Source organism: Pseudomonas oligotrophica (genome assembly GCF_021726475.1).
GTDB lineage: Bacteria > Pseudomonadota > Gammaproteobacteria > Pseudomonadales > Pseudomonadaceae > Stutzerimonas > Stutzerimonas oligotrophica.
Genome location: NZ_JAKJRU010000002.1, coordinates 371,290 through 388,696 on the forward strand (window position 1 = coordinate 371,290; position 17,407 = coordinate 388,696).

Here is a 17,407-nt window from a genome sequence, read left to right on the forward strand (position 1 = left end):
GATCGCATTAGGAGCAGATTGAATGAATGGACCGGAACGCATCACCTTGGCCATGACCGGCGCCTCCGGCGCGCAATACGGCCTGCGCCTGCTCGATTGCCTGGTGCAGGAAGACCGCGAGGTGCACTTCCTGATCTCCAAGGCCGCGCAACTGGTGATGGCCACCGAGACCGACGTGGTGCTGCCGGCCAAGCCGCAGGCCATGCAGGCCTTCCTCTCCGAATACACCGGCGCGGCGGCCGGGCAGATCCGCGTGTTCGCCAAGGAAGACTGGATGGCCCCACCGGCGTCCGGCTCCGGCGCACCGACGGCGATGGTGGTGGTGCCCTGTTCCACCGGCACGCTGTCGGCGATCGCCACCGGGGCCTGTAACAACCTGATCGAGCGCGCCGCCGACGTCACCTTGAAGGAGCGCCGCCAGTTGATCCTGGTGCCGCGTGAGGCGCCGTACTCCAGCATTCACCTGGAAAACATGCTCAAGCTGTCGAACCTGGGCGCGGTGATCCTGCCGGCCTCGCCCGGCTTCTACCACCAGCCGCAGACCATCGACGACCTGGTGGATTTCGTCGTCGCGCGCATCCTCAACCTGCTCAACATTCCCCAGGACATGCTGCCGCGCTGGGGCGAGCACCATATCGTCAGCGACGACTGAGATGCTCGGCCGGGCGCTGCTGCTACTGACGACGCTGAGCCTGCTCGGCGGCTGCGCCACGGTGCGCACGCTGGATGCGGCCAAGCCCGGTGCGCCAATCATCTATTCCGGCACGCGACTGGACTGGTACAGCCTCAACGGTGGCTGCTGCCCGGTCGAGCGCTTCGGTGCCGAAGCACCCCGCCATGCCGCGCTCGATCTGCCAGCCAGTGCCCTGCTCGACACGCTGCTGCTACCGTTCTCCTTGGCCGCTGCGCTGGGGCTTGGCCTCGGCGTCAGTGGCGGATTCTGAACGCAGCAGCCGCGATTTAGCTGATTTGCGTCCAGGCGCCGGGGTGCGCGAGCGGGCAGAATCCTGCCATCCGCGCGTAGCGTCCCGCTGGCAGCCAAGGAGAGACCGGTGAAAGACCAGGCCCAGTTCCACATGCGTTACTGGATGATCGCGATCCTCGTGTTCATGGGGTTGCAATACCTGCTGTCGCAGCAGGAAGGCGTCGCCGTCATTCCCTACAGCGAGTTCGAAACCCACCTCAAGGAAGGGCGGATCGGCGAGCTGGCGATCACCGAACGGCGGATCGAGGGCACCTTCAAGGAGCCGCTGTCCAGTGGCCAGCGCCGCTTCGTCACCAACCGCGTCGAGCCGGAACTGGCGCAGTTCCTCGAGCAGTATCCGGTGCGCTACAGCGGCAAGGTGGAAAGCACGCTGGTGCGCGACCTGCTGTCGTGGATCGTCCCGGCGGCGATGTTCTTCGGCATCTGGCTGTTCCTGCTCAAGCGCATCGGCAGCGGCATGGGCGGTACCGGCATGATGCAGATCGGCAAGAGCAAGGCGCGCGTCTACGTCGAGACCGACATGAAGGTGACCTTCGCCGACGTCGCCGGGGTGGACGAGGCCAAGGACGAGCTGAAGGAAATCATCGAGTTCCTGCGCGACCCGCAGACCTACGGCCGCCTCGGCGGGCGGATGCCCAAGGGCGTGCTGCTGGTCGGCCCGCCCGGCACCGGCAAGACGCTGCTGGCGCGTGCGGTGGCCGGCGAGGCGAAGGTGCCGTTCTTCTCCATCTCCGGCTCGGAGTTCGTCGAGCTGTTCGTCGGCGTCGGCGCGGCGCGGGTGCGTGACCTGTTCGAACAGGCCCGCGCCCAGGCGCCGGCGATCATCTTCATCGACGAGCTGGATGCCCTCGGCCGCGCCCGCGGTGCCGGGCCGCTGTCCGGCGGGCATGACGAGAAGGAGCAGACACTCAACCAGCTGCTGGTGGAGATGGACGGCTTCGACACCTCCAGCGGCCTGGTCCTGCTGGCGGCCACCAACCGCCCGGAGATCCTCGACCCGGCGCTGCTGCGCGCCGGGCGCTTCGACCGCCAGGTGCTGGTCGACCGCCCGGACAAGATCGGCCGGGTGCAGATCCTCAACGTGCACCTGAAAAAGGCGCGCCTGGCCGACGACGTCGACCCGCAGGCGATCGCCGCGCTGACCCCGGGCTTCACCGGCGCCGACCTGGCCAACCTGGTCAACGAGGCGACGCTGCTGGCGACCCGGCGCAGTGCCGACGCGGTCTGCATGGAGGATTTCACCGCGGCGATCGAGCGCATCGTCGCCGGCCTGGAGAAGCGCAACCGCCTGCTCAACCCGCGCGAGCGCGAGATCGTCGCCTACCACGAGATGGGCCATGCGCTGGTGGCCATGGCGCTGCCGGGGGTCGATCCGGTGCACAAGGTCTCGATCATCCCGCGCGGCATGGGCGCGCTGGGCTACACCATCCAGCGGCCGATCGAGGACCGTTTCCTGATGACCCGCGAGGAGCTGGAGAACAAGATGGCGGTGCTGCTCGGCGGGCGCGCGGCGGAGTGGCTGATGTTTGCCCATCTGTCCACCGGTGCGGCGGACGACCTGGCCAAGGTCACCGACATCGCCCGCGCCATGGTCACCCGCTACGGCATGTCCGGCCGCCTCGGCCACATGGCATTGGAGCGCGAGCCCAACTCCTTCCTCGGCAACGAGGCGATGCTCGGCCTGAAGCCGCAGCACGACTACGCCGAGAGCACCGCCACGGCGATCGACGAGGAGGTGCAGCAGCTGGTGCAGGCGGCGTTCCAGCGCAGCGTCGACCTGCTGCAGGCGCGCCGCGAGCTGCTCGAGCGCTGTGCCCGCGAGCTGCTGGCGCAGGAAACCCTGGACGCCAGCGAACTGCGCGCGCTCAGCGGGTCCGGTAGCGCGCCGTCAGCGCCGGCCTAGGTGCAACGCGTGGCGTGCTGCGCGAGTGCCCAGTCGACGTGCTCGCGCACCAGCTCCGACGGATCGTCACGCCGCGCCTCGAGCGCCTCCAGCACCGGGATGCTCGAGGGCGCATTGCCCAGCCCCACCGCCAGGTTGCGCAGCCAGCGCTCGTAGCCGGCGCGGCGCAGCGGCGAGCCTTCGGTGCGGCTGAGGAATTGCTCTTCGCTCCAGCGGAACAGTTCGGCCAGCTCGGCGTTGTCCAGGCTGTGGCGCGGCTGGAAGTCGCCCTGCTCGGTGGGGCGGGCGAAGCGGTTCCACGGGCAGACGATCTGGCAGTCGTCGCAGCCGAACACGCGGTTGCCCATCCTTGCCCGCAGCTCCTCGGGGATGGGGCCTTTCAGCTCGATGGTGAGGTAGGAAATGCAGCGCCGCGCATCCAGCAGGCGTTCGCCGACGAAGGCGTCGGTGGGGCAGATGTCCAGGCAGGCGTGGCAACTGCCGCAGTGGTCGCGGGTGACCGGCTCGTCAACCGGCAGGGCGATGTCGACGAACAGCTCGCCGAGGAAGAACCAGCTGCCGGCCTTGCGGTTGAGCAGCAGGCTGTTCTTGCCGATCCAGCCGAGCCCGGCCTGCTGTCCGGCGGCCTTCTCCAGCACCGGTGCGCTGTCGACGAAGGCGCGAAAGCCGAACGGGCCGACCGCCTGCTGTATGCGCTCGGCCAGTTGCTGCAGGCGCTTGCGGATCAGCTTGTGGTAGTCGCGGCCCAGCGCATAGCGCGACACGTAGGCCTTCTCCGGTTCGGCGAGCAGCTGGCTCATGCGCGTGTCGCCGGGCAGGTAGTCCATGCGCAGCGAGATCACCCGCAGCGTGCCGGGCACCAGCTCGTCCGGCCGCGAGCGCTTGCTGCCGTGGGCCGCCATGTAGTCCATCTCGCCCTGGTAGCCAGCGGCCAGCCAGGCCTCCAGATGCGCTTCGTGCTCGCCGAGGTCGACATCGGTAATGCCGACCTGCTGGAAGCCCAGCTCGCGACCCCATTGCTTGATGGATTCGGCGAGGGCGGCGGGATCGAGGGCGGGGCTGGACATCGGAGACTGCAGCGCGATTCGGGCGGGTGCGTATAATTCTGCCAGACATTCCGCCGCGATGATGCCCAGCCGATGACCGACCTGCTGCCCACCGCCCTGTACACCGCCGCCCAGGTGCGCGAACTCGACGCCCGCCTGATCGCCGCCGGTACGCCCGGTTTCGAGCTGATGCAGCGCGCCGCGCATGCCTGCTGGCGGGCCCTGCGCCGCCAGTGGCCGGAGGCCGGGGTGGTCACCGTGCTGGCCGGGCGCGGCAACAATGCCGGCGACGGCTATCTGCTCGCCGCCCTCGCGCAGCGGGCCGGCTGGCGGGTGCGGGTGCTCGCGGTGGGCGATCCGCAGGCGCTGCAGGGCGATGCGGCGACGGCCTGCGCCGAGGCGCGCGCCTGTGGCGTGGCGATCGAACCCTGGCAGGCCGATGCCGAGCTGGAGGGCGTGCTGGTCGATGCGCTGCTCGGCACCGGCCTGGCCGGTGCGGTGCGCGAGCCCTATGCAACGGCCATCGAGGCGATCAATGCCAGCGGCCTGCCGGTGCTGGCGGTGGATATTCCGTCCGGCCTCAGTGCCGACAGCGGTTCCCGGCTCGGCCAGGCGGTGCGTGCCGAGGTGACGGTGACCTTCATCGGCCTGAAGCTCGGCCTGCTGACCGGCGACGGCCCCGACCAGATCGGCCGCCTGGTGTTCGACGACCTGCAGGCCGATCCTGCGCTGCTGGCCGCGGCAGCGGCCGAGGTGCTGCGGCTCGCGCCCGGCAACCTGCCGAAGCTGGCGCCGCGCCGGCCGACCGCGCACAAGGGCAGTTTCGGCCAGGTGCTGGTCATCGGCGGCGACCTGGGCACCGGCGGCGCCGCGCTGTTGGCCAGCGAGGCGGCGCTGCGCGGCGGTGCCGGCATGGTGACCCTGGCGACGCGGCCCGAGCATGTCGTCGCGTCGCTGACCCGGCGCCCGGAAATCATGTGCAGCGGCGTCGAGTCCACCTATGCGCTGACCGCCCTGGCCGAGCGCGCCGACGTGCTGGTGGTCGGCCCGGGCCTGGGGCAGGGGCCGTGGGGGCGCAGCCTGCTGTCGCTGGCGGCGCAGGCCGAGGTGCCGCAGGTGTGGGATGCCGATGCGCTGAACCTGCTGGCCCATGCAGCCGTCGAGCTGCCGCGCGGCTGCCTGATCACGCCGCATCCGGGCGAGGCTGCGCGCCTGCTCGGCTGCAGCAGCGCCGAGGTACAGGCCGATCGGCCGGCGGCGGTGCGCGAACTGGCCCGACGCTTTCGCTGCAGCGCGTTGCTCAAGGGCGCGGGTACGCTGGTTGCCGATGCCGACGGGCGGTTGGCACTCTGTGATCGCGGCCATCCGGCCATGGCCAGCGCCGGCCTCGGCGATGTGCTGGCCGGGCTTGCCGGCGCGCTGCTGGCGCAGGGGCTCGAGCCCTTCGCAGCAGGCTGCCTGGCGGCCTGGCTGCACGCCGCCGCCGGTGAACGCTGTGGCGAAGGCGGGCGCGGGCTGGCCGCCGGCGACCTGATCGCCGAGATCCGCCGACAGCTGGAGGAGCACTCGCCATGCCGGACGTAAGCTTCTACGCCGCCGACGAGGCGCAAATGCTGGCGCTCGGCGCACGCATCGCGCAGGCCACCGGCGGGCGCGGCGTCATCTACCTGCACGGCGACCTGGGCGCCGGCAAGACCACGCTGTCACGCGGGTTGATTCGCGGCTTCGGGCACACGGGCAAGGTGAAGAGCCCGACCTTCACCCTCGTCGAGCCGTACGAGATCGGTGCTGTGCGGGTGTTCCACTTCGACCTGTACCGGCTGGTCGACCCGGAGGAGCTGGAATTTCTCGGCATTCGCGACTATTTCGAAGGCGACGCCCTGTGCCTGGTGGAGTGGCCGGAGCGCGGTGGCGGCGTTTTGCCAAAGGCGGACCTGGACATTACCATTGCGCCGCATGAGGCCGGGCGCAGGCTGCGCCTTTCGCCGCGGGGCGAGCGAGGCCAGGCCTGGTGCGCCGCCCTGACCAATGACGAACGATGACAGGCAAGAGGATGGGTATGCGCATACGCGCGCTGGTTAGCGGTCTGCTGGTCCTGTTCGTCGCGCTGCAGGCGGTCGCCGCCGCCGATGTGCAGAGCGTGCGGCTGTGGCGAGCACCGGATAACACGCGCCTGGTGTTCGACCTGTCCGGCCCGGTCAAGCACAACGTCTTCACCCTCGAGGCGCCGGATCGCATCGTCATCGATGTCAGCGGGGCCAATCTCAAGGCGCAGCTCGACGGCCTGCCGCTGGACAACACGCCGGTGGCCGCGTTGCGTGCCGGCCAGCCGGATGCCGACACCCTGCGCGTGGTCGTCGATCTGAAGGCGCCGGTGTCACCGAAGAGCTTCGCCCTGGCGCCGAACCAGCAATATGGCCACCGCCTGGTGGTCGATCTCTACGACCAGCAGGGCAGTAGTCCGGCGGCAAGCGCCAGCCGGCTGCCGGCCAATACCGCGCCGGCATCCCCGGTGGCGCCGGTCTCGCCCAACCTGCCGGCGGTCAAGCTGCCGGCCACGCCGAGCAGCAAGCGCGACATCGTGATCGCCATCGACGCCGGTCACGGCGGCGAAGACCCGGGCGCCATCGGCCCGGGCAAGGTCTACGAGAAGAGCGTGGTGCTGCAGATCGCCAAGGAGCTGCAACGGCAGATCAATGCCGAGAAGGGTTTCCGTGCCGAGTTGGTGCGCACCGGCGACTACTTCATTCCGCTGCGCAAGCGCACCGAGATCGCCCGCAAGAAGGGCGCCGACCTGTTCGTCTCCGTGCATGCCGATGCCGCGCCGCGTTCCTCGGCGTACGGGGCCTCGGTGTTCGCCCTGTCCGACCGTGGCGCCACCTCGGAGACCGCGCGCTGGCTGGCCGATAGCGAGAACCGCTCGGACCTGATCGGCGGCGCCGGCAACGTCAGCCTCGACGACAAGGACCGCATGCTCGCCGGCGTCCTGCTGGACCTGTCGATGACCGCCTCGCTGTCGTCGAGCCTCAACGTCGGGCAGAAGGTGCTGAGCAACATGGGGCGTATCACGCCGCTGCACAAGCGCCGCGTGGAGCAGGCCGGCTTCATGGTGCTCAAGAGCCCGGACATTCCCTCGATCCTGGTCGAGACCGGCTTCATCTCCAATCCGTCCGAGGCGAAGAAGCTGCAGACGGCCGGCCACCAGCAGGCGCTGGCGCGCTCGATCCACAGCGGGGTCAAGCAGTTCTTCCACGAGAACCCGCCGCCCGGCACCTATATCGCCTGGCTGCGCGACGCCGGCCAGATCGCGGCCGGCCCGCGTGAGCACGTGGTGCGTTCCGGCGAGAGCCTGGCGTTGCTCGCCCAGCGCTACCAGGTCAGCCTGGCCTCGCTGCGCAGCGCCAATCAGCTGAAGAGCGACACCATCAAGGTCGGCCAGACGCTCGCCATCCCGGCTACCACGCTGGCGTCGCAACCATGAGCGAGCTGCGTCGCATCCAGCTGCTCAGCCCGCGGCTGGCGAACCAGATCGCCGCCGGCGAGGTGGTCGAGCGCCCGGCCTCGGTGATCAAGGAGCTGCTGGAGAACAGCCTGGATTCCGGCGCCGCGCGCATCGACGTGGATGTCGAGCAGGGTGGGGTCAAGCTGCTGCGGGTGCGCGACGATGGCTGCGGCATCCCGGCGGACGACCTGCCCTTGGCCCTGGCGCGCCATGCGACCAGCAAGATCCGCGACCTGGAAGACCTCGAACGGGTCATGAGCCTCGGTTTTCGCGGCGAGGCACTGGCCTCGATCAGTTCCGTCTCGCGCCTGACCCTGACCTCGCGTACCGCCGATGCCGGCGAGGCCTGGCAGGTGGAGACCGAAGGCCGCGAGATGGAGGCGCGGGTGCAGCCGGCGGCGCACCCGGTCGGTACCTCGGTGGAGGTGCGCGACCTGTTCTTCAACACCCCGGCGCGACGCAAGTTCCTGCGCACCGAGAAGACCGAGTTCGACCATCTGCAGGAAGTGATCAAGCGCCTGGCGCTGGCGCGTTTCGACGTGGCCTTCCATCTGCGCCACAACGGCAAGAGCGTGCTGGCGCTACACCAGGCGGCCGACGACGCGGCACGCGCGCGCCGCGTGGGCGCGGTCTGCGGCCCGGCGTTTCTCGAGCAGGCGTTGCCGATCGAGGTCGAGCGCAGTGGCCTGCGCCTGTGGGGCTGGGTCGGCCTGCCGACCTTCTCGCGCAGCCAGGCCGACCTGCAGTACTTCTACGTCAACGGCCGCATGGTGCGCGACAAGCTGGTCGCCCATGCGGTCCGCCAGGCCTATCGCGATGTGCTGTTCAACGGTCGCCACCCGACCTTCGTGCTGTTCCTCGACGTCGACCCGGCGGTGGTCGATGTCAACGTGCACCCGACCAAGCACGAGGTGCGTTTCCGCGACAGCCGCATGGTCCACGACTTCCTCTACGGCACGCTGCACCGCGCGCTGGGCGATGTCCGTCCCGAGGACCAGTTGGCTGCCCCGGCCAGCGTGGCGCCGATTGCGCCGGCCGCCAGCGGGCTGGCGGTGGGTGAGTTCGCCGGGCAGAACGAGATGAGCCTGTCGGCCAGCGTGCTGGAGATGCCGCCGGCCGAGCCGGCGCCAGCCTGGCGTGGCAGTGGCGCCGGCTACCAGGCCCCGCGCCCGTCGTCGGGGTTCACCGCCGAGGCCCGCGGTGCCTATCGCGAGCTGGTCGCACCGCTGCCGGTGGGCGCGCCGGCGCCGTTGCCCGAGGCGCAGGCGGACGTACCGCCGCTGGGCTATGCCCTGGCCCAGCTCAAGGGGGTCTACATCCTCGCCGAGAACGCCCAGGGCATGGTGCTGGTGGACATGCATGCCGCCCACGAGCGGATCACCTATGAACGACTGAAGGGCGCGATGGCCAGCGAAGGACTGCGCGGCCAGCCGCTGCTGGTGCCCGAGTCGATCGCCGCCAGCCAGCGCGAGGCCGATTGCGCCGAGGAACACGGCCAGTGGTTCGCGCGGCTGGGCTTCGAATTGCAGCGACTGGGGCCCGAGACCCTCGCGATCCGCCAGATTCCAGCCCTGCTGAAGCAAGCCGAGGCGACCCAGCTGGTGCGCGACGTGCTCGCCGACCTGCTCGAGTATGGCACCAGCGACCGTATCCAGGCGCACCTCAACGAGCTGCTGGCGACCATGGCCTGTCACGGGGCGGTGCGCGCCAATCGTCGCCTCACGCTGCCGGAGATGAACGCCCTGCTGCGCGACATGGAGCAGACCGAGCGCAGCGGGCAGTGCAACCACGGCCGCCCGACCTGGACGCAGTTGGGGATGGACGACCTGGACCGGCTGTTCCTGCGCGGTCGCTGATCGCCAGCGCGGGGCGGCGAGCCGCTTGCAGCCTGCCGCCTGGCAGCCGAAACTAGCCGGCCGACCGTTGCGAGCTCCACGATGTCCGCCTTGCCTCCCGCCATCTTCCTCATGGGTCCCACCGCTTCGGGCAAGACCGACCTGGCGCTCGAGCTGGCCGAGGCACTGCCCTGCGAGATCATCAGCGTCGACTCGGCACTGGTCTATCGCGGCATGGATATCGGCACGGCGAAGCCCTCCGCCGAGGTGCTGGCAGAGTTCCCGCACCGCCTGGTAGACATCCTCGATCCGGCGCAGAGCTATTCGGCTGCGCAGTTCGCCGGCGATGCGCTGCAGGCCATGGCCGAGGTCACCGCGGCCGGCCGGATTCCCCTGCTGGTCGGCGGCACCATGCTCTATTTCAAGGCCTTGCTGGACGGGCTGGCGGACATGCCGGCGGCCGATCCGGCGATCCGTGCAGCACTCGAGGCCCAGGCCGCCGAGGAGGGGTTGGCCACGCTGCACCGCCTGCTCGCCGAGGTCGACCCGGAGTCGGCCGCGCGCATCCACCCCAACGATCCGCAGCGGCTGGTCCGCGCGCTGGAGGTCTACCGCGTCAGTGGAATGACCATGAGCGAGCATCGCGCCAGACAAAGATCGCAAAAGGCGGAGCGGCTTGCGCCGGACGCCGGTGTCTTGCCTTATACTGTTGCGCAGCTATCCATCGCGCCGGCACAGCGGGCCATGCTGCACGAGCGTATCGAGCGGCGTTTCACCCATATGGTTGAACAGGGGTTTGTCGACGAGGTCGAAAACCTGCGCCGGCGTGGTGATCTGCATCTGGGTTTGCCCTCGATGCGGGCGGTGGGCTATCGGCAGGTCTGGGAATATCTGGACGGTGCGATGACGCGCGATGCGATGATCGAACGCGGCGTGATCGCCACTCGCCAACTGGCCAAGCGGCAGTTCACCTGGTTGCGTGGTTGGGAGGGGGTAGCCTGGCTCGATAGCCTGGCCTGCGACAATCTGCCGCGAGCATTGAAATACCTGCAGGGGCTCCACATATTGGGCTGACACTGCTAACTGACCGTCTATTCTCACACTCGTGGATCGTCGGTTGACCGAATAAATCACGAATAAACAGATCCTCTAAGGAGTGCGGCACATGTCAAAAGGGCATTCGCTACAAGACCCTTACCTCAATACACTGCGTAAGGAACGCGTCCCGGTTTCCATCTACCTGGTCAACGGCATCAAGCTGCAGGGGCAGATCGAATCCTTCGACCAGTTCGTCATCCTGCTGAAGAACACCGTCAGCCAGATGGTGTACAAGCACGCCATTTCCACCGTCGTTCCGGGCCGCCCGGTGCGTCTGCCGACCGTAGGAGATGCCGAGCAATCCGAGTCGGGCAACGACTAAGGTAGGCATCTTTGTTCTTCGAACGTCCCGGCGGGGGAGAGCGGGCCATCCTGGTTCATCTGGAGGGCCAGGACCCCGCGGTACGCGAGGACCCTGAGGAATTCCAGGAGCTCGCCCGCTCGGCAGGGGCCGAGTCGGTGGGCTTCGTCAACGTCGCCCGTCACCAGCCCTCGGCCAAGTTCCTGATCGGCAGCGGCAAGGTCGAGGAGTTGCACGACCTCGTCAAGGACGCCGAGGCCGAGCTGGTCATCTTCAATCACACCCTGACACCGAGCCAGGAGCGCAACCTCGAGCGTGCGCTCGAATGCCGCGTGCTCGACCGGACGGGCCTGATCCTCGACATCTTCGCCCAGCGCGCGCGCACCCACGAAGGCAAGCTGCAGGTAGAGTTGGCACAGCTCGAGCACATGAGCACGCGCCTGGTGCGTGGCTGGACCCACCTCGAGCGGCAGAAGGGCGGTATCGGCCTGCGCGGCCCCGGTGAAACCCAGCTGGAAACCGACCGGCGCCTGCTGCGGGTGCGTATCCGCCAGATCAAGCAGCGCCTGGAGAAGGTCCGCGGCCAGCGCGAGCAGGCCCGGCGTGGGCGCCGGCGTGCCGACATCCCCTCCGTCTCCCTGGTGGGCTACACCAACGCCGGCAAGTCGACGCTGTTCAACGCGCTGACCGAGGCCGACGTCTATGCGGCCAACCAGCTGTTCGCCACGCTCGACCCCACGCTGCGGCGCATCGAGCTCGGCGACGTCGGTCCGGTGGTGCTGGCCGATACCGTGGGTTTCATTCGCCACCTGCCGCACAAGCTGGTCGAGTCCTTTCGCGCGACACTCGAGGAATCGAGCAATGCGGACCTGTTGCTGCACGTGATCGATGCGCATGAGCCCGAGCGCGATCAGCAGATCGAGCAGGTGCTGGCGGTGCTTGGCGAGATCGGCGCCCATGAGCTGCCGATGCTGGAGGTCTACAACAAGGTCGACCTGCTCGAGGGTATCGAGCCGCAGATCCAGCGTGATGCCGATGGCCGGCCGCAGCGGGTCTGGGTCTCGGCGCGCGACGGGCTGGGGCTCGACCTGCTGCGCCAGGCCATCGCCGAATTGCTGGGCAACGACCTGTTCGTCGGCACGCTGCGCTTGCCGCAGCAGCTCGGGCGGTTGCGTGCGCAGCTGTTCCAGGTCGGCGCCGTGCAGCAGGAAAGCCATGACGAGCAGGGCGGCAGCTTGCTTCAGGTGCGGGTGCCGCGCGTTGAATTGCATCGGTTGGTGAGTCGGGCCGGTTTCCAGCCGAACGAGTTCCTGGAACAACATACTTTGCAATAAAGCCCGGAATGGCGGCTTTGCCGCGTGTTTGAGGCTTTCGGTAGCATTGGCGGGCACGCCGTCGGCGTGTCTTTGGCTTCAACAGAATGGAGAGCGCTATGGCTTGGAATGAGCCGGGTGGCAACTCGAACAATCAGGATCCCTGGGGCGGCGGCGGCCGTCGCGGCGGTGGGGATCAGAAGGGGCCGCCGGATCTCGATGAGGCCTTTCGCAAGCTTCAGGACAGCCTCAACGGCATGTTCGGCAGCAAGAAGCGCGGCTCCGGTGGCGGCGTCGGCGGTGGCGGGCGCCGGGGCGGTTTCGGCCTGGTCTGGATTTCGCTGGTCGTGCTGCTGGCGGTCTGGCTGTTCAACGCCATCTATATCGTCGACGAGCAGGAGCAGGCCGTGGTGCTGCGCTTCGGCAAGTACCACGAGACGGTCGGGCCGGGCCTGAACATCTACTTCCCGCCGATCGATCGCAAGTTCCAGGAGAACGTCACCCGCGAGCGCTCCTACAGCAAGCAGGGACAGATGCTCACCGAGGACGAGAACATCATCGAGGTGCCGCTGACCGTCCAGTATCGGATCAGCGACCTGCAGTCGTTCGTGCTCAACGTCGACCAGCCCGAAGTGAGCCTGCAGCATGCCACCGACAGCGCGGTGCGCCATGTGGTCGGCTCGACAGCGATGGACCAGGTGCTCACCGAGGGCCGCGAGGCCATGGCCGGCGAGGTCAAGGAGCGCCTGCAGCGCTTCCTCGACAACTATGGCACCGGCATCACCGTCACCCAGGTCAACCTGCAGAGCGCCGCGGCGCCGCGCGAGGTGCAGGAGGCCTTCGATGACGTGATCCGTGCGCGCGAGGATGAGCAGCGCGAGAAGAACCAGGCCGAGTCCTATGCCAATGGCGTGATTCCCGAGGCGCGCGGCCAGGCCCAGCGCATGCTCGAGGAGGCCAGCGGTTACCGCGACGCGGTGATCTCACGGGCCCAGGGTGAGGCGGATCGCTTCAGCAAGCTGCTCACCGAGTACCGCAAGGCGCCCGACGTGACCCGCGAGCGCCTGTACCTGGAGACCATGCAGGAAGTCATGAGCAATACCAGCAAGATCATGGTCACCGGCGAAAGCGGGCAGAACAACCTGCTCTACCTGCCGCTCGACAAGATGATCAATCGCTCGGGCGCTGCCAGCCCTTCGGCTTCCGGCAGTGCCGCTTCGGCCGCCGGGGCGGGGCAGGCCACGCGCCTGCCGGCGGAGCTCGATCCGCGTGAAGCACGTACCAGGGAGAGCCGCTAATGAGCAACAAGTCGCTTACGGCCCTGATCGTCGGTGTGGTGCTGGCGCTGGTGCTGTGGAACAGCTTCTACATCGTCTCGCAGACCGAGCGGGCGGTCCTGCTGCGCTTCGGTCGCATCGTCGAGCCGGACGTCAAGCCCGGCCTGCACATGAAGATTCCCTACGTCAACAGCGTGCGTAAGTTCGATGCCCGCCTGATGACGCTGGATTCCACTACCTCGCGCTTCCTCACCCTGGAGAAGAAGGCGCTGATGGTCGACGCCTACGCCAAGTGGCGTGTGGCCGACGCCGAGCGCTTCTACACGGCGACCTCGGGCATGAAGCAGATCGCCGACGAGCGCCTGTCGCGGCGCCTGGAAGCGGCGCTGCGCGACCAGTTCGGCAAGCGCACCCTGCACGAGGCCGTGTCGGGGCAGCGTGACGAGCTGATGGCGCAGGTCAGCGGCTCGCTCAATCGCGCCGCGCAGCAGGAGCTTGGCATCGAAGTGGTCGACGTCCGGGTCAAGGGCATCGACCTGCCGCGGGAGGTCAACCGCAGCGTGTTCGAGCGCATGAGCACCGAGCGTGAGCGCGAGGCCCGCGAGCATCGCGCCAAGGGCCGCGAGCTGGCCGAGGGTATCCGTGCCGACGCCGATCGCCAGCGCCGCGTGCTGCTGGCCGAGGCCTTCCGCGAAGCCGAGGAGCTGCGTGGTGATGGCGATGCGCGCTCGGCGGCGATCTACGCGGCAGCCTACGGCCAGGATCCGGAGTTCTACTCCTTCTACCGCAGCCTGCAGGCCTATCGCGAGAGCTTCGCCAACAAGGAGGACGTGCTGGTGCTCGACCCCAACAGCGAGTTCTTCCGCTACCTGGAGAAGTCGCGCTGAGGCAGCCTGGGTCGTTCGGCGGGGTGGAATGCCCCGCCGGGTGACCGTCAGGCAAAAGGTTGCTATGATCCGCCAGCCGGGAAAATCCCGGCTTTTTTGCGTCTGCACCCCTGCGGTGCAGACGATCCCGGGCATGGCGCGCCATGCCGATCTTCGTTCGTGCCGGCGGCCGCTTTGCCGCGCGGTTCGATTGCGTGCGGCGACGGCCGGCCAGACGGCCGCAGCGTCGCGGCTCGTTTGACTAGGCTTGCCGGATCGAGAGGTGATTGGCGAAATGGCAACGGTAGACCGCTGGCTGCTGCCAGATGGCATCGAAGAGGTGCTTCCGCCGGAGGCGGCGCGTATCGAAACCGCGCGGCGCCGCGTGCTGGACCTGTTTCACCGCTGGGGCTACGAGCTCGTCATCACCCCGCACGTCGAATTCCTCGAGTCGCTGCTGACTGGCTCCGGGCAGGATCTGGACCTGCGCACCTTCAAGGTTTCCGATCCGCTGTCCGGGCGCCAGATGGGCTTTCGTGCGGACATCACCCCGCAGGTCGCGCGCATCGACGCCCACGCCCTGCGCCGCTCGGGGCCGAGCCGGCTGTGCTATGCCGGCAGCGTGCTGCACGCCAAGCCGCAGGCGCTGGCCACCTCGCGCAGCCCGATCCAGCTCGGTGCCGAGCTCTACGGCGATGCCAGCGCGGCGAGCGACCTGGAGATCATCAGCCTGATGGTCGAGACGCTGGCGCTGGCCGACGTGCCGGACCTGCACATGGACCTCGGTCATGTCGGCATCTACCGCAGCCTGGCACAGGCGTCCGGGGTGGCGGGTGATCTCGAGCAGCAGCTGTTCGATGCCCTGCAGCGCAAGGCCATGGATGAACTGGCCGAGCTGACGGCGACCCTCGAGCCGAAGCTGGCGGTGATGATTCGCGCGCTGGCGCGCCTGTGTGGCGGCCGCGAGGTGCTGGCCGAGGCGCAGGCGGTGCTGGCCGAGGCGCCTGGCGCGGTCCGCGACGCGCTGGCGACGCTGGTGGGGATCGCCGAGCAGCTCGAGCTGCGCTATCCCCGGCTGCCGCTGTATTTCGACCTGGGCGAGCTGCGTGGCTATCACTACCACACCGGCGTGGTGTTCGCCGCCTTCGTTCCAGGTGTCGGCCAGTCGATCGCCCAGGGTGGGCGCTACGACGCCATCGGTGCCGACTTCGGGCGTGCGCGTCCCGCCACAGGCTTTTCCACCGATCTGAAGACCCTGGTCGGGCTCGGCAATGCGCAGTTGTCCGCGCCGGCGCGCGGCATCTGGGCGCCAGTCGGCACGCAGCCGCAATTGTGGGTCGAGATCGGCCGCCTGCGGGATGCCGGCGAGCGCGTGGTCCAGGCCCTGGCGGGGCAGGACAGCGGGGCGGCAGCCGAGGCGGGCTGCGATCGCATGTTGCAGCAGGGCCGGGACGGCTGGCGCGTGGTGCCGCTGGCGCCCTGAGGGCGCGGCCCGTCGCATCGCTACAGGTTTCATCTTTCTCGCCGGCCAAGGCCGGCACGCTTCGCCGAAGAGGACAAAGGGTTATGGGTAAGAATGTCGTGGTCCTGGGCACCCAGTGGGGTGATGAGGGCAAGGGCAAGATCGTCGATCTGCTGACCGATCAGGCTGCTGCGGTAGTGCGCTACCAGGGCGGCCACAACGCCGGTCACACCCTGGTGATCGATGGCGAAAAGACCGTGCTGCACCTGATTCCGTCCGGCATCCTGCGCGACAACGTGCAGTGCCTGATCGGCAATGGCGTGGTGGTCGCGCCCGATGCGTTGCTGCGGGAGATCACCAAGCTCGAGGAGAAGGGCGTGCCGGTGCGTGAGCGCCTGCGCATCAGTCCGGCCTGTACGCTGATCCTGCCCTACCACGTGGCGCTGGACCAGGCGCGCGAGGCGGCGCGTTCGGAAGGCAAGATCGGTACCACCGGTCGCGGCATCGGGCCCGCCTACGAAGACAAGGTGGCGCGCCGGGGCCTGCGCATCGGCGACCTGTTCAACGCCGAGCGTTTCGCCAAGAAGCTGCGTGAGCTGCTGGACTACCACAACTTCGTCCTGCAGAACTACTACAAGGTCGAGCCGGTGGACTTCCAGAAGACCCTGGACGAGGCGCTCGGCTATGCGGAAATCCTCAAGCCGATGATGACCGACGTCGCTGCGCGCCTGCACGAGCTGCGCAAGAAGGGCGCCTACATCATGTTCGAGGGTGCCCAGGGTTCGTTGCTGGACATCGACCACGGTACCTATCCGTACGTCACCAGCTCCAGCACCACCGCCGGCGGCACCGCCACCGGTTCCGGCTTTGGCCCGCTGTACCTGGACTACATCCTCGGCATCACCAAGGCCTATACTACGCGGGTGGGTTCCGGTCCGTTCCCGACCGAGCTGTTCGACGAGGTCGGGGCTCGCCTGGCCGAGCGTGGTCACGAGTTCGGCTCCACCACCGGGCGTGCGCGTCGTTGCGGCTGGTTCGATGCGGTCATCCTGCGTCGCGCCATCGAGATCAACAGCATCTCCGGCATCTGCCTGACCAAGCTCGACGTCCTCGACGGCCTGGAGACCATCCGTATCTGCACCGGCTACAAGGATGCCGCGGGCGAGGTGCTGGTCGATGCGCCGACCGATGCCGATAGCTATGTCGGCCTGCAGCCGGTCTACGAGGAAATGCCGGGATGGAGCGAGTCGACCGTCGGTGCCAAGAGCCTCGACGAGCTGCCGGCCAATGCGCGTGCCTACATCCAGCGCATCGAGGCGCTGATCGGTGCTCCGGTGGACATCATCTCCACCGGGCCGGATCGCAACGAGACCATCGTGTTGCGCCATCCGTACGCCTGAGTGTTGTAGCGAAAGGGCCGCCCGCGAGGCGGCCCTTTCAGTTCTGCTCAAGCCTGCGGGATCGGCGCTGCCGGTTAAACGCCTGGAGTAGAAACGAAAAAACCGAGCCAATGGCTCGGTTTTTTCTGAAGAGTGGTGCCCAGGAGAAGACTCGAACTTCCACGGTGTTGCCACCGCTAGGACCTGAACCTAGTGCGTCTACCAATTCCGCCACCTGGGCACATTGCGATGTTTGAAGCCATCGCCGGCTTTGTCGTTTTACCCGCGAGGGGTCGAAGTCGACTTCTTCGTGTTCGAGGATTCGATCAATGATCGTTCCCTCGGAATAGTGGTGCCCAGGAGAAGACTCGAACTTCCACGGTGTTGCCACCGCTAGGACCTGAACCTAGTGCGTCTACCAATTCCGCCACCTGGGCACG

General features: G+C 68.1%; 15 protein-coding genes and 2 tRNA genes. 14 read left to right on the plus strand and 3 right to left on the minus strand.

Going from position 1 to position 17,407, the window contains the following annotated elements:
* The first annotated feature begins 22 nt into the window (after positions 1 to 22).
* The 3 genes from ubiX to ftsH all read left to right on the plus strand — a co-directional run bounded on the left by ubiX (position 23) and on the right by ftsH (position 2,888).
* Positions 23 to 652 (plus strand): flavin prenyltransferase UbiX, encoded by a 630-nt coding sequence (gene ubiX, locus L3N39_RS05640; RefSeq protein ID WP_003290511.1) that lies wholly within the window; start codon positions 23 to 25, stop codon positions 650 to 652.
* 1 nt (position 653) lies between these two features.
* Positions 654 to 944: a YceK/YidQ family lipoprotein gene (locus L3N39_RS05645; protein ID WP_237256302.1), complete on the plus strand. Its 291-nt coding sequence runs from the start codon at positions 654 to 656 to the stop codon at positions 942 to 944.
* A gap of 108 nt (positions 945 to 1,052) precedes the next feature.
* On the plus strand, positions 1,053 to 2,888 hold the full coding sequence (gene ftsH, locus L3N39_RS05650) for an ATP-dependent zinc metalloprotease FtsH (protein ID WP_237256303.1): 1,836 nt from the start codon (positions 1,053 to 1,055) through the stop codon (positions 2,886 to 2,888).
* Here the strand turns inward: ftsH and queG are convergent.
* Positions 2,885 to 3,955 (minus strand): tRNA epoxyqueuosine(34) reductase QueG, encoded by a 1,071-nt coding sequence (gene queG, locus L3N39_RS05655; RefSeq protein WP_237256304.1) that lies wholly within the window; start codon positions 3,953 to 3,955, stop codon positions 2,885 to 2,887. The two genes, ftsH and queG, sit on opposite strands and share 4 nt — an antisense overlap.
* A gap of 72 nt (positions 3,956 to 4,027) precedes the next feature.
* On the opposite strand from queG, the gene L3N39_RS05660 reads away from it, so the two are divergent.
* The 11 genes from L3N39_RS05660 to L3N39_RS05710 all read left to right on the plus strand — a co-directional run bounded on the left by L3N39_RS05660 (position 4,028) and on the right by L3N39_RS05710 (position 16,988).
* Positions 4,028 to 5,518, plus strand: a complete 1,491-nt coding sequence (locus L3N39_RS05660) for an NAD(P)H-hydrate dehydratase (RefSeq protein ID WP_237256305.1) — start codon at positions 4,028 to 4,030, stop codon at positions 5,516 to 5,518.
* Positions 5,506 to 5,976 (plus strand): tRNA (adenosine(37)-N6)-threonylcarbamoyltransferase complex ATPase subunit type 1 TsaE, encoded by a 471-nt coding sequence (gene tsaE, locus L3N39_RS05665; protein WP_237256306.1) that lies wholly within the window; start codon positions 5,506 to 5,508, stop codon positions 5,974 to 5,976. Before L3N39_RS05660 ends, tsaE begins: the two co-directional genes overlap by 13 nt.
* A gap of 17 nt (positions 5,977 to 5,993) precedes the next feature.
* Positions 5,994 to 7,415: an N-acetylmuramoyl-L-alanine amidase gene (locus L3N39_RS05670; protein WP_237256307.1), complete on the plus strand. Its 1,422-nt coding sequence runs from the start codon at positions 5,994 to 5,996 to the stop codon at positions 7,413 to 7,415.
* The gene (mutL, locus tag L3N39_RS05675; RefSeq protein ID WP_237256308.1) at positions 7,412 to 9,292 is read left to right on the plus strand and encodes a DNA mismatch repair endonuclease MutL; all 1,881 of its coding nucleotides are present in this window, start codon (positions 7,412 to 7,414) and stop codon (positions 9,290 to 9,292) included. The genes L3N39_RS05670 and mutL overlap by 4 nt, the downstream gene beginning before the upstream one ends.
* A gap of 81 nt (positions 9,293 to 9,373) precedes the next feature.
* A complete protein-coding gene (gene miaA / locus L3N39_RS05680) occupies positions 9,374 to 10,345 on the plus strand; it encodes a tRNA (adenosine(37)-N6)-dimethylallyltransferase MiaA (protein ID WP_237256309.1) in 972 nt (323 codons plus the stop codon).
* 91 nt (positions 10,346 to 10,436) lie between these two features.
* Complete coding sequence (hfq, locus tag L3N39_RS05685) at positions 10,437 to 10,691, plus strand: RNA chaperone Hfq (RefSeq protein WP_237256310.1); 255 nt, start codon at positions 10,437 to 10,439, stop codon at positions 10,689 to 10,691.
* Positions 10,692 to 10,702: 11 nt separating this feature from the next.
* Positions 10,703 to 12,004: a ribosome rescue GTPase HflX gene (gene hflX, locus L3N39_RS05690; RefSeq protein WP_237256311.1), complete on the plus strand. Its 1,302-nt coding sequence runs from the start codon at positions 10,703 to 10,705 to the stop codon at positions 12,002 to 12,004.
* 98 nt (positions 12,005 to 12,102) lie between these two features.
* Positions 12,103 to 13,281, plus strand: coding sequence for an FtsH protease activity modulator HflK (gene hflK, locus L3N39_RS05695; RefSeq protein ID WP_237256312.1), 1,179 nt, complete (start codon positions 12,103 to 12,105; stop codon positions 13,279 to 13,281).
* A complete protein-coding gene (gene hflC, locus L3N39_RS05700) occupies positions 13,281 to 14,147 on the plus strand; it encodes a protease modulator HflC (protein WP_237256313.1) in 867 nt (288 codons plus the stop codon). Before hflK ends, hflC begins: the two co-directional genes overlap by 1 nt.
* Before the next feature lie 274 nt (positions 14,148 to 14,421).
* On the plus strand, positions 14,422 to 15,609 hold the full coding sequence (locus L3N39_RS05705; protein ID WP_237256314.1) for an ATP phosphoribosyltransferase regulatory subunit: 1,188 nt from the start codon (positions 14,422 to 14,424) through the stop codon (positions 15,607 to 15,609).
* An 83-nt stretch (positions 15,610 to 15,692) separates the two neighbouring features.
* Complete coding sequence (locus L3N39_RS05710; protein ID WP_237256315.1) at positions 15,693 to 16,988, plus strand: adenylosuccinate synthase; 1,296 nt, start codon at positions 15,693 to 15,695, stop codon at positions 16,986 to 16,988.
* Positions 16,989 to 17,121: 133 nt separating this feature from the next.
* On the opposite strand, the gene L3N39_RS05715 is transcribed toward L3N39_RS05710, so the two are convergent.
* A tRNA-Leu gene (locus L3N39_RS05715) sits at positions 17,122 to 17,208 on the minus strand.
* 109 nt (positions 17,209 to 17,317) lie between these two features.
* A tRNA-Leu gene (locus L3N39_RS05720) sits at positions 17,318 to 17,404 on the minus strand.
* Between the last annotated feature and the right edge of the window lie 3 nt (positions 17,405 to 17,407).